The sequence below is a fragment of the Corallococcus sp. CA053C genome, assembly GCF_003611675.1.
Classification (GTDB): domain Bacteria; phylum Myxococcota; class Myxococcia; order Myxococcales; family Myxococcaceae; genus Corallococcus.
Window position 1 is genome coordinate 1 of record NZ_RAWA01000317.1, and the last position, 11656, is coordinate 11656.

Annotated in this window: 11 protein-coding genes; 8 read left to right on the plus strand and 3 right to left on the minus strand. The window is 72.1% G+C overall.

The features are described from left to right. Positions 1 to 710: aquaporin (locus D7V97_RS31415; RefSeq protein ID WP_199728996.1), on the minus strand; the 710-nt coding region annotated here is incomplete at its 3' end. 102 nt (positions 711 to 812) lie between these two features. Between D7V97_RS31415 and thiL the strand changes: the two genes are divergently transcribed. The 8 genes from thiL (at position 813) to larC (ending at position 9098) form a co-directional block, all read left to right on the plus strand. Next, positions 813 to 1787 (plus strand): thiamine-phosphate kinase, encoded by a 975-nt coding sequence (gene thiL, locus D7V97_RS31420; RefSeq protein ID WP_120614314.1) that lies wholly within the window; start codon positions 813 to 815, stop codon positions 1785 to 1787. Between the two features lie 64 nt (positions 1788 to 1851). Further along, positions 1852 to 3225, plus strand: coding sequence for a methyl-accepting chemotaxis protein (locus D7V97_RS31425; protein WP_120614315.1), 1374 nt, complete (start codon positions 1852 to 1854; stop codon positions 3223 to 3225). A gap of 4 nt (positions 3226 to 3229) precedes the next feature. After that, positions 3230 to 3652, plus strand: coding sequence for a chemotaxis protein CheW (locus D7V97_RS31430; RefSeq protein WP_120614316.1), 423 nt, complete (start codon positions 3230 to 3232; stop codon positions 3650 to 3652). 71 nt (positions 3653 to 3723) lie between these two features. Next, entirely contained in the window at positions 3724 to 4092 is a 369-nt protein-coding gene (locus D7V97_RS31435) for a response regulator (RefSeq protein ID WP_014400067.1), read from the plus strand. A gap of 69 nt (positions 4093 to 4161) precedes the next feature. Then, on the plus strand, positions 4162 to 6513 hold the full coding sequence (locus tag D7V97_RS31440) for a chemotaxis protein CheA (protein WP_120614317.1): 2352 nt from the start codon (positions 4162 to 4164) through the stop codon (positions 6511 to 6513). Beyond that, entirely contained in the window at positions 6510 to 7115 is a 606-nt protein-coding gene (locus tag D7V97_RS31445; protein WP_120614318.1) for a chemotaxis protein CheC, read from the plus strand. The genes D7V97_RS31440 and D7V97_RS31445 overlap by 4 nt, the downstream gene beginning before the upstream one ends. A 47-nt stretch (positions 7116 to 7162) precedes the next feature. Then, positions 7163 to 7915, plus strand: a complete 753-nt coding sequence (gene larB / locus D7V97_RS31450; RefSeq protein WP_120614319.1) for a nickel pincer cofactor biosynthesis protein LarB — start codon at positions 7163 to 7165, stop codon at positions 7913 to 7915. 4 nt (positions 7916 to 7919) lie between these two features. Continuing rightward, entirely contained in the window at positions 7920 to 9098 is a 1179-nt protein-coding gene (gene larC, locus D7V97_RS31455; protein ID WP_120614320.1) for a nickel pincer cofactor biosynthesis protein LarC, read from the plus strand. A 15-nt stretch (positions 9099 to 9113) separates the two neighbouring features. Here larC and D7V97_RS31460 read toward each other — a convergent pair whose 3' ends face one another. Then, complete coding sequence (locus D7V97_RS31460; protein WP_120614321.1) at positions 9114 to 9896, minus strand: VOC family protein; 783 nt, start codon at positions 9894 to 9896, stop codon at positions 9114 to 9116. Between the two features lie 100 nt (positions 9897 to 9996). Then, the coding region (locus D7V97_RS31465; protein WP_368668976.1) for a DUF6311 domain-containing protein at positions 9997 to 11656 on the minus strand (1660 nt) is incomplete at its 5' end.

The following is an 11656-nucleotide window of genomic DNA, read 5'->3' on the forward strand; positions in this document are numbered from 1 at the left end:
GTCTCCAACGGGGCGGACGGGGGGGCGGGACGGGGCGTGCTCCCGAGCAGCCAGCGGAACAGGAACACCGCCAGCGCCGCGCCCAGCAGCTGCGCGGCGACGAAGGACTCCACTTCCAGCGGGCTCATCACGCCCACGTGGGCGCTGGCGGCGCGGGCCAGCACCAGCGCCGGGTTGGCCAGCGAGCGCGAGTCGGTGAACCACACCGTGGCGGCGACATAGGCCGCGATGGCCAGGGGCGTGGCGGACGGACGCGTGCGCACGCAGCCGCGCACCACCACCAGCAGGCCGAACGTCGCCACCATCTCCGTGAGGAACCGGGCGCCGTCGGCCGAGGGCGGACGCGCGGTGAGCAGCAGCGGTTCGTGGCTCATGCCATGCGCGATGAGGCGCCCCAGCAGGCTGCCGCCCAGCTGCGCCAGCGCGTACAGCGGCACCTCGCGCCAGGGCGTGCGGTCCCCCAACGCGTCGGCGAAGGTGAGGGCCGGGTTGAGGTGCGCGCCCAACGGCCGCAGCACCCACAAAAGGCACGCCAGCACCGCGCCGCACGACAGGGACATGAAGAGGCGGCCCTCGGTGGCGCTCGCGCCCAGGTGCTCGGCGATGTGGTGCGAGCCCTCCAGCGCCACCACCACCAGCCCGCAGCCCAGCGCCTCCGTCACCAGACGGCGTCGCAGGTCCAGGGGCGTGGGCGTGGGAGGCACTCCCATGGCTATGCCTCGTGGGGCTGACAGCGTCAACGCCACGGGCCCCGCGTCCGTTCGGCGCGCGGGCGTTGCGTCACCGGGCGCGGGCGTGGTCTGTGCCGCTCCATGCCCGGTGAGTTCGACTTCATCCAACGCTTCCTCGCCTGCTTCCCGCGCGCCCGCGTGCCCGTGGGCCCCGGGGACGATTGCGCCGTGCTCGAGCCGTCCAAGGGCGCGCTGTGCGTCACCACCGACGCCGTGGTGGAGGACGTGCACTTCACCCGCGCGACGTTCTCGCCCGCGGACATCGGGCACAAGGCGCTCGCGGTGAACCTGTCGGACCTGGCCGCGATGGGCGCTGCGCCCCGCTGGTTCGTCTGCGCGCTCGCGCTGCCCAAGGACTTCCCCGTGCGGGAGCTGTCCGCGCTCGGCCGGGGCATGGCCGCGCTCGCCAAGGCCCACCGCATCGCGCTCGTGGGCGGCAACTTCACCTCCGCGCGCGAGCTGTCCGTCACCCTCACCGCCACCGGCGAGCTGTCCCATCCCCCCATCACCCGCGCGGGCGCCCGGCCCGGGGACCTGCTCTATGTCTCCGGCACGCTGGGCGACGCGCGCCTGGGCCTGAAGCAGCTTGCGGCCGGCGTCCGTCGGGGCAGCGCCGTGCGCCGCCAGCGCCGCCCCGAGCCCCGCGTCGCCCTGGGCCGGCTCGCCGCGCGCTTCGCCTCCGCCGGCCTGGACGTGTCCGACGGCCTCTCCCAGGACCTGGGTCATCTGTGCGCCGCGTCCCGGGTGGGCGTGGCGCTGGAGTTGGACCTGTTGCCCGTGTCGCCCGCCCTGCGCGCGGCGGTGGGGCTGGAGCAGGCACGCAGGGAGGCGCTCCAGGGCGGCGAGGACTACGAATTGCTGCTCGCCGTTCCCCCCGCGCGCGCGCCAGCGTTCGAGCGGGCGTGTGGTCGCTCTGGTGAGCGGGTGACCCGCGTGGGTGTGCTCACGCGAGAGCGACAGTGGAAAATTCGTGACGCCGCGGGGAGGCCCCTGACCCCTCCCGACGGATTCGATCACTTCGCCCGGTCAAGCAGGCAGAGCCCGTCGGATGATTGACCCGTACCGAAGAGCAAGGCTAAACCCCTGGACTGCTTCCTGCCCCGCCTGCTGAAAGCACCCCGTGCGCCGCCCCCTTCGCGACGACCCTTCCTCTGGTCTCACCCCCCGACGCGAGCCCGTGCAGCGCCTGCTGCGCGCCGTGGAGGGGCCCAAGGTCGTCCGCGAGCAGTCGCTGCACCGGAAGATCACCACCGGCTACATCGTCCTGGGCCTCCTCCTGGGCACGTGGCTGCTCTGCACGGAGCGCATGTTCGATGCGTCCTGGGGCTACTGGAGCTTCGTCATCCGGGTGAGCGTGGGCATCCTCATCACCTTCGGCGGCGCGGCGTACCTGCCGTCCCTGCTGGCGCGCGTGACGCGCGTGAAGGTGCTCAGCCGCTCCGCCTTTGAAATCTCCCAGGGCGACCTGTCCAAGCCCGTGGCCGCGGAAGTCCACAGCACGCGCGATGAGATCGACGAGCTGACGGGCGCCATCTCCCGCATGCAGGAGAACCTGCGCGAGCTGGTGGGCAAGATTCAGGACACCGCCAAGAGCGTGGCGGACACCGCCATCGACCTGCAGCGCTCCGCGGAGAACGTCAACGGGTCCACCGAGGAGGTGGGCTCGTCGATGGAGAAGATCGCCAGCGGCGCGGAGACCCAGTCGCAGCTCGTGTCCCAGGCCTCCAAGGTCATCACGGAGATGGCCGGCAGCATCCAGCGCACGGCGGTGAGCGCGCTGGACGCGGCCCGCACGTCCGCGGAGACCAGCAGCGGCGCGGAGGACGGCTCCAAGGCGGCGCGGCTCGCGGGCGACAAGGTGAAGAAGGTCTTCAACCGCATCGAGTCCGCCAGCCAGCAGGTGTTCGCCTTCGGCGAGAAGACGCAGGAGATCTCCAAGATCGTCGACGCCATCACCCAGGTGGCCCAGCAGACGAACCTCCTGGCCCTCAACGCCACCATCGAAGCGGCGCGCGCGGGCGAGTACGGCCGTGGCTTCGCGGTGGTCGCGGACGAGGTGCGCAAGCTGGCGGAGAGCGCGGGCCGGTCCGCGGAGCAGATCTCCCGCCTGGCGCGCGACATCTCCGGCCAGTCCACCTCCGTCGTGAGCGCCATGAAGGAAGGCATCGCGGAGCTGGCGGAGGGCCGCGAGGACCTCACCGACATCATGCGCTCCATGGGGGCCATCACCGACACCGCGCGCAAGGGCGCGGAGAAGGTGAACCTCATCTCCGACAGCACCCGCGAACAGCTCAAGGGCAGCGAGGAGATGGTGAAGGCCATCGAGGAGATCAAGCTCGTGGCGCGCAACAACGCCAGCTCCACGGAGGCCATCCAGGCGGTCATCCAGGAGCAGACGGCCGCCGTGTCCCGGATGACGTCGCTGGCGAGCGAGCTGACCAACCTCTCCGTGGAATTGCAGAGCGTGGTGCGCAGCTTCCGCCTGGGGCCCTGACACCGTGCGGCACGTCATCTTCCGCGTGGAGAAGGAGCGCTATGGGCTGCCCCTCTCGGCGGTCCGGGAGGTCGTGGTGCCCCCGGAGCGCTACACCCGTGTACCGCGCGCCCCGGCCGCCATCACCGGAGTAATGAACCTGCGCGGTCGCGTGGTGACGGTGGTGGAGCTGCGGCAGCTTTTGCATCTGCCAGAAGGCCCCACGCCGCTGTGCCGCGTGGTACTCCTGGACCGGGGGCGGCGCGACTTGGGCCTCCTGGTGACGGACGTGGATGGCATCGAAGCGGTGGAGCGTGTGAGCGCTGCACCGGGGAAGGTCACGCCCGCGGTACGCGGCGTTGCCCGCCTGGGCGGTCTGGGAGTGACCGTGCTGGATCCCGAAGGACTTGATGCGGCGGTCGTTGCCTTGTTCACTGCGCCCAAGTGAGTAGCCCCCTGCAAACGGCGGGTGATAGGGTGCGCTCCCTCTAGGCCTGAAACGGAGGCGGAGTTCTTCACATGGCTAAGCGGGTGCTGGTCGTCGACGACGCCATCTTCATGCGCAACATGATCAAGGACATCTTTGCGTCTGGAGGGTTCGAGGTCGTCGGTGAGGCGGCCAACGGCCTGGAGGCCGTGGAGAAGTTCAAGGAGCTGAAACCGGACCTCACGACGATGGACATCGTGATGCCGTTCAAGAGCGGAATCGAAGCGACGCGGGAAATCATCAAGGCCGACAGCAGCGCGGTGGTCATCATGTGCTCCGCGCTCGGTCAGGAGAGCCTGGTGATGGAGGCCATCGAGGCGGGCGCCTCGGACTTCATCGTCAAGCCCTTCCGGGCCGAGGACGTGCTGGCGGTCGTCAAGAAGGTGCTGGGCGAGGCCTGACAGACGTGACGTAAGGACCGCGCCCGCCCGGGTCGCGGTCCCGTCCGCCGGATGGGAGGTGCCGGGTTCATGACGATGGACATGTCCCGGTACCTGGGCCTCTTCATCTCGGAGGCCACGGAGCATCTGGAAGCGCTCGGGCGTGACCTGGTGGCGCTGGAGCGCGAGGCCACCGCCGAGACCGTGGACTCGATGTTCCGCCACGCCCACTCCGTCAAGGGCATGGCGTCCTCCATGGGCTTCGAGTCCATCGCCATGCTGGCGCACCGGGTGGAAGACCTGGTGGATGCCGTGCGGCAGGACCGGAAGCTGCTCGACCGGGACCTGGTGGACCTGCTCCTGAGCGCCGCGGACACGCTGATGGCCCAGGTGCGCGCCGTCGCGGCCAGCCGTGAGCCGGAGGCGGCGGCGCCCCTGCTGGAACAGCTGAGCGCGCGCGTGCGGGCGCTCACCGGCCATGCGCCCGCCGTCACGCGCGTGGCCCAGGTCACGGTGCTCAAGCCGGGCGACGCTCCGACAGCGGGAGCCGGGGAACCGGGCGCCCTGGCGGATGCGGCCGGGACTCCGGGGACTCCGGGCGAGGCGGCTGGGGCTCCGACGGCGGACGCAGCGGGCACGGGGCCTTCGGGCGCCGCGCGCGTGGGCCCGGACCCGGCGGACCCGGCGGCCTCGGCGGAGCCGGCCCCCCGGGCGGCCCCGGGGCTCCAGGGCACCACCGGGGTGGAAGGCGGGGGGGCCACGGCCCTGGCGGTGATGCCGCCCGCCAGCCTGATGCCCCCGCGCGACCTGAGCGCCCCTGAAAACCTCTACGGGGCTCCCGGCGCGCGGCCCCGGACGGACGTGCCGGTGGAGGCCGATGCGTCGTCCTCGGTGGCGGCCCTGGGCGCGAACCTCAAGGTCCTGGCCAACGTGGACGCGGACGGGCTCCCCAGCGCGCCCCGCTGGTCCGTGCGCCTGCGCATCTCGCCCACCTGCCAGGTGCCGGGCGTGCGCGCGTTCCTGGTGCACAAGCGGCTGTCCACCCTGGGCACGCTGGTGGACCTGCGGCCTCCCTTGGAGGAGCTGAAGGCCGGGCGCATCCCGGACGGCTTCATCCAGGTGGAGCTGGACACGACCGTGGGCGAGGCCGGCATCCAGACGGCCCTGCGCAACGTGGCGGAGGTGGAGGTCGTCTCCGTCTCCCAGGCCGTCCCCGAACCGCCCATCGTCGCCATCACCCCGCAGACGGCGGAGAACGCGCGCGCCAGCGCCGACGCCAGCTCGCGCACGGTGCGCGTGCGCACGGAGCTGCTCGACTACTTCCTCGACACGGTGGGGGAGCTGATGCTCGCCACCGCCCGCCTGCGCGAGGTGGGCAAGGTGATGCCGGAGGTGTCGCGCCCCGCGCTGGAGGAGGGCGTCTACCGGCTTCACACGCTGGTGAAGGACCTGCACGACAAGGTGATGAGCGCGCGCATGACGCCGCTGTCGCTCATCACCGACCGGCTGCCCCGCGCCGCGCGCGACCTCGCCCGCCGCAAGGAGCGCGAGGTGGAGCTGGTCATCACCGGCGCGGAAATCGAGCTGGACCGGGCCATCCTCGACGAGCTGGCGGATCCGCTGCTGCACCTGCTGCGCAACTGCATCGACCACGGCCTGGAGGCTCCGGAAGAGCGGCTGGCCGCGAAGAAGTCCGTGCGCGGCCGCGTGCTGGTGACGGTGCGCCGCGCGCGCGACCGGGTCATCATCGATATCGAGGACGACGGCCGGGGCATGGACCCCGCGAAGCTCAAGGCCTCGGCTTTGAAGCGCGGGCTCATCACGGAGGAGGCCGCCGCGCGCATGGCGGACCGCGACGCCTTCCTGCTGTCGTGCCTGCCGGGCGTCTCCACCGCCAAGGACATCACCGACATCTCCGGGCGCGGCGTGGGCATGGACGCCGTCAAGCGCGTGGTGGAGAGCGTGGGCGGCACGCTCGAAATCGAGAGCGAGCGCGGCCGGGGCACCTGCTTCACCCTGCGGCTGCCCCTCACCGTGGCCGTCGTGCACCTGCTCCTCGTGCAGGTGGGCGAGGAGGTCTTCGGCCTGCCCATCGCCAAGGTGGTGGGCGCGACGGAGGCGGACCCGGACGCCCTGAGCCGCAGCCGGGAGACGGCGCTCCTGCCGCACGGCAACGGCCTCTTGCCGGTGCACGCGCTGGAGGTGCTGCTGGGCGTGCCCGCCTCGCCCCGTCCGGGTCTCCGGCCCTTCGTGGTGATGGAGGGCGACGCCGGCACCGGCAAGGTGGCGTTGGCGGTGGATCGCCTCCTGGGGCAGGAGGAAGTCGTGCTCAAACCCTTGTCCCGACCGCTGGACTTGCTGCCGGGCCTGTCCGGGGTGACCATCCTGGGCAGTGGCCGGCCGGTGTTCATCCTGGACGTCCCGAGGTTACTGACCGCGTGAGCCCGCCCCTGCCCAGCGACGCCCAGCTCGACGCCCTGCGAGAGGTGGCCAACATCGGTTGTGGCCATGGCGCCAACGCCCTGGCCCGGTTGGTGGGCGGCCGCGTGGACCTGTCCCTCCCGGAGGTGCGGCTGACGAACGTGCAGGAAGGGCCGGCCCTCCTGGGCGACGAAGGCCCCGCCGTCGCCGTGCGCCTGGGCATGACGGGCGAGCTGCGCGGCGCGCTGGTGCTGGTGCTCCCGGCACGGGACGGGGAGGCGCTGGAGACGGTGCTGGTGCGAGGCCAGCCCGCGGCCCCCGAGGAGCGCGAGAGCGCCCTGGCGGAAGCCGCCAACATCATCGCCAGCGCATGTCTGTCCGCCATTGGACGGCTGACCGGCTGGCGGCTCCTGCCCACGGTGCCCCAGCTGGAGCGCGGCCCGGTGCGGCCGGTGCTGGCGGGCGTGCTGGGCGAGGTGCAGTCCGGCCCGGGCCCGGTGGTGGTGCTGGCGGCGCGCTTCACGGCCACGGCCCCCACGCCTGGCGCGTCCGTCGCCGGGCAGATGCTCCTGGTGCTGGAGCGCGGCAGCACCCAGGCGCTGCTGGCCCGCCTGGGCCTGTAGTCGTCCCGAAGTAGTCCCGAGGGCGGTGGTGGGGTAGACGGTCGCCCATGGACGAGAAGGCGCTGCGACAGCTGCTGGGTCAGGTGAAGACGGGCAAGGTCACCCTGGACGACGCGGTGGGCAAGCTCAAGGACCTGCCGTTCGCGGAGCTGGGCTACGCGACGCTCGACACGCACCGCAACCTGCGCTTCGGCTTTCCGGAAGTCGTGCTGGGCGAGCCCAAGACGGTGGAGCAATTGCTGGGCATCGTGGGCGCGCTGGTGGAGCGCAAGCAGACGGTGCTGGTGACGCGGCTGCAACCGGACAAGGCGGAGGCGCTCGTCGCGCGCTTCCCCAAGGGCGTCTACCACCCGGTGGCGCGCATCTTCCACATGCCCCAGCGCAAGGTGAAGGCGGGGCTCGTCGCGGTGGTGACGGCGGGCACGAGCGACATCCCCGTGGCGGAGGAGGCGGCGATTACCGCGGAGGCCATGGGCGCGGAGGTGCGGCGCGTCTATGACGTGGGCGTGGCGGGCATCCACCGGCTCCTGCGCCGGCGCGAGGAGATCCAGGAGTGCCACGTCGCCGTGGTGGTGGCCGGCATGGAGGGGGCGCTCGCGAGCGCGCTGGGGGGCCTGGTGGGCATCCCCGTGGTGGCGGTGCCCACGTCGGTGGGCTACGGCGCGAACCTCAAGGGCATCTCCGCGCTGCTCGCGATGGTGAACTCGTGCGCCGCGAACGTGGCCACGGTGAACATCGACAACGGCTTTGGCGGCGGCTTCTACGCGGCGCTGATTTCGCGCACGAAGGGACGGCGCTAAAGCCATGCGACGCATCCTCTACCTGGAGCCCGTGGGCGGCATCGCCGGGGATATGTTCCTGGCGGCGGGAATCGACCTGGGCGTGTCCCCCGACGCGCTCACCCAGGCGCTGTCCGGGCTCAACGTGCCGGGCTGGAAGCTGGCGGTGTCGCGCGCGGTGCGGCACGCCATCAGCGGCACGCACCTGGACGTGGTGCTGGACGCGAAGGAGGCGCACCCGCACCGCGCCTACGCGGACATCCGCCAGCTCATCGAAGCGGCCTCCACGTTGCCGGAGCGCGCGAAGGCGCGGGCCCTGGCGGTGTTCCGCGCCATCGGTGAGGCCGAGGCGAAGGTGCACGGCGTCTCCATCGACGACATCCACTTCCACGAGGTGGGCGCGGTGGACTCCATCGTGGACATCTGCGGCGCGGCGGTGGTGCTGGAGCTGCTGGGGGACCCGGAGGTGCATGCGGCGCCGCCGCCCCTGGGCAGCGGCACCATCCGCGTGGCCCATGGGCAGATGCCCATCCCCGTGCCCGCGACGCTGGAGCTGCTGCGCGACGTGCCCGTGCGCTTCGAGGGCGTGGGCGAGTTGACGACGCCCACGGGCGCGGCGCTGCTCAAGGTGTTGACGAAGATTGGCCACCCGCCGGACTTCATCGTGGAGAAGGTGGGCTACGGCGTGGGGACGAAGGACTTCCGCGACCGGCCCAACGTGCTGCGCGCGTCGCTGGGCCGCATGGAGGCTCCGGTGCAGGCGCACGCCACCGAGGGGCTGTGGGTGGTGGAGACGAACCTGGATGACGCCACGCCGCAGCTCCTGGGCCACCTGGTGGAGCGGCTCCTGGAGGTGGGCGCGAAGGACGCGTGGGTGGCCCCGGTGGTGATGAAGAAGGGGCGGCCGGCGCACCTGCTGGGCGCGCTGGTGGAGGGCGGGCTGCGCGAGGCGGTGGTGGACACGGTGCTGCGCGAGTCCACGTCGCTGGGCGTGCGCTACCACCGGGTGGAGCGCCACGCGCTGGAGCGCGACTGGGTGGAGGTGGAGACGCCGTGGGGCAGGGTCCGCGTGAAGCGGGGCCTGCGCGACGGCCGGGTGCTCAACGCGCACCCGGAGTTCGATGACTGCGTCCGCGTGGCCCAGGCCGCCGGGGTGCCGGTGAAGCAGGTGATGGCCGCCGCGCTGGCGGCCCTCACGCCCTGAGCTTCGGGAGCCGCTTCAGGACTTCGGGGGCTGGGCCAGGGTGATGATGCCGAAGCCCGCGCCGCCGGGGTCGGCGACGAGGCTGATGCGACCGTAGGGCGAGTCGAAGGGCGCCATCAGCACCTTGCCGCCCAGCCGGGCGACGGTGGCCGCGGCTTCGTCGGTGTTCTTCACGGAGAAGGTGGTCATCCAGTGCGGCGGCACGTCGGCGGGCGCTGGCGGGGCCAGCTGCATCACGCCGCAGACCTCCTTCCCGTTCTTCTTCAGGACCCAGTAGTCCATGCTCTCGCCGGGCATCTTGTCCGCCGTGAAGCCGAAGAGGGCGCAGTAGAAGTCGCGGGCCTTCGCGCCGTCGCGCGTCTTGGCCTCATGCCAGGTCATGGTGCCGGGCTCGTTCACCAGCCCCGCGCCCTGGAAGCGCTTCGGCTGCCAGAGGCCGAAGGGCACCCCGGTGGAGTCCTGACAGAAGGCCATGCGCCCCAGGTCCATGACGTCCATCGCGGCCACCATCTCCCGTCCGCCCAGCTCCTTCACGCGGGCCAGGGTGCGGTCCACGTCCTCCACGCTGAAGTAGAGGTTCCACATGGGAGGGGATGGCGCGTCCTTCTCCCGCTGCATCAACGCCGCCACGTCGTGGCCCTTCTGCCGGGCCATCGTGTAGTGGTTCGTTTCCGGGCCTCCCACCTCGTACGTCCAACCGAACACGCCTGCGTAGAAGGCCTGCGCCTTCTCCCGGTCCCAGGCCATCAGGTCCACCCAGCACAGCGTGCCGGCCTCGTGCTTCGTCATCGTGGGCATGCGTCTGCTCCTGTCGAAGAGAGCCCGAAGGTGCTCGGGCGGCGCGGACCGTAACAGGGGACGGGAAGGCGTCTGAACGGATTTTCAGTGCCGTGCCGCGTCAGTGCAATGGCTGACGCGCAAGCCCCTGCGCGAAGGCATCCGTGTTGCCAGCCACCACACAGACGGGCAGCCCCTCCACCACGCCGCAGCGCGCGCCCGCGTCGAGGAAGGGGCGCAGGTGTTCGGGCAGCACCACGTAGGCGGTGGCCGCGTCCAGCCCGTCGCGGGGCAGGCGCGCGTGGCACTCCGTCTCCAGCGCCTGCGGCGTGCGGGACGCGTAGCCGCTGTTGAAGGTGAGCTTCAGCCGGTACGCCTGGTACGCCAGCGCGTTCACCAGCGGCTCGTCGTAGCGGCACACCCACTGCGCATGCGGCGGGAAGAGGGCCAGGTGCTGATAGGAGCCCTGGAGCGCGGCCCACTCGGGGGATTGCAGGCGCTGGAAGTGCACGGGCTTGAAGAGGGCGCTCTTGTCCTCGCGGACGTCGTACGCCTGCACCGCCAGCGCCACCGTCAGCGCGGCCAGGGCCACGGCGGGGACGGCGCGCCACAGGCGCACCACCGTCAGCACCGCGCCCACGACGAGCAGGTAGTGCAGCGGCCACACGAAGCGGCCGGAGGCGCGGAACGCGTTCGTCGCCTTCGCGAGCGGCGCGTACAGCGCGCCCAGGTCCACCACCGGCTGCCCCAGCCACGTCACGCGCGACGACAGCGCGTAGACACCCAGCAGCAGCACCACCACCGTCGCGGGCACGACGCGGCGCCAATCCAGCGTGCGCGCTTCACGCGGGCGCAGGAGCACGCTCAAGCCCGCGAGCCCGAGCAGCAGCACCGCGCCCGCGCCCAGGTAGCCGAAGCCTTCACCCTGGCGGGGCCCCGCGGGCAGGTCCGGCAGGAGGCGCGACCAGCCCAGCGGGTTCACCAGGGTGGCCAGGTCCGCGGAGAAGTCGCCGAAGCCCTCCGCGCCCAGCCCCTGTCCGCCGAAGTAGCCGAAGACGGAGAACAGCAGCACGTCCAGGACGATGATGCCCGCGCATGCGCCAGCGACGCGCGCGAGGCCGAGTTTCCGGCCCCAGACGAGCCGCACCCCGAGCGCCAGCGTCAGCGGCACCAGCATGGCCACCCAGTACGGGTGCGTGCCCGCGGCGATGGCGTTGAAGAGGGCCGCGAGCCCCAGGCTGCGCGTCGCGGCGCGCGCGTCCGGCGTGTCGCGCAGGTGGAGCCACAGCAGGGCCACCAGCAGCCAGTGCGCGCACAGCGTGGGGTGGCTGAAGCGCGCGGCCATCACCGGCGACAGCGCCAGCAGCGCGCCGCCCAGCGCCACCGGCACCGCGCGCGGGGACACCGTCTCCACCAGCCGCGCGCCGAAGTACCCCATCAGCGCGTAGCACAGGCCCAGCCACGGACCGGTGTACTGGAAGTCCACGGGCAGCAGCGCGGAGAAGGGCTTGAGCAGGACGGCCAGCCACGGATTGCCGTCGGTGAGCGCCACCGACGTGCCGTAGGGGAAGAAGTGGTTGGGCGTCGCGCCCAGCGGCAGCTGCCAGTCCGCGTTGCGGAAGAAGAGCCAGCCGAAGATGTGCGCGGCCCAGTCCTCGCGCATCATCCAGTCGATGTGCGTGGGCGGCAGCACCGGCCCGCCGCCCAGCCACAGGAACCAGCCCAGCGCCGCGAGCACCGCCAGCGCGCGCGCCACGAGGAGGGCGCGCGGGGAGGAGGCG

Excerpts from the sequence above, each read along its gene's own strand:
- D7V97_RS31440 (WP_120614317.1), top strand. The coding sequence starts at position 4,162 with ATGACGATGGACATGTCCCGGTACCTGGGCCTCTTCATCTCGGAGGCC.
- D7V97_RS31460 (WP_120614321.1), bottom strand. The coding sequence starts at position 9,896 with ATGCCCACGATGACGAAGCACGAGGCCGGCACGCTGTGCTGGGTGGAC.
- thiL (WP_120614314.1), top strand. The coding sequence starts at position 813 with ATGCCCGGTGAGTTCGACTTCATCCAACGCTTCCTCGCCTGCTTCCCG.
- larC (WP_120614320.1), top strand. The coding sequence starts at position 7,920 with ATGCGACGCATCCTCTACCTGGAGCCCGTGGGCGGCATCGCCGGGGAT.
- larB (WP_120614319.1), top strand. The coding sequence starts at position 7,163 with ATGGACGAGAAGGCGCTGCGACAGCTGCTGGGTCAGGTGAAGACGGGC.
- D7V97_RS31435 (WP_014400067.1), top strand. The coding sequence starts at position 3,724 with ATGGCTAAGCGGGTGCTGGTCGTCGACGACGCCATCTTCATGCGCAAC.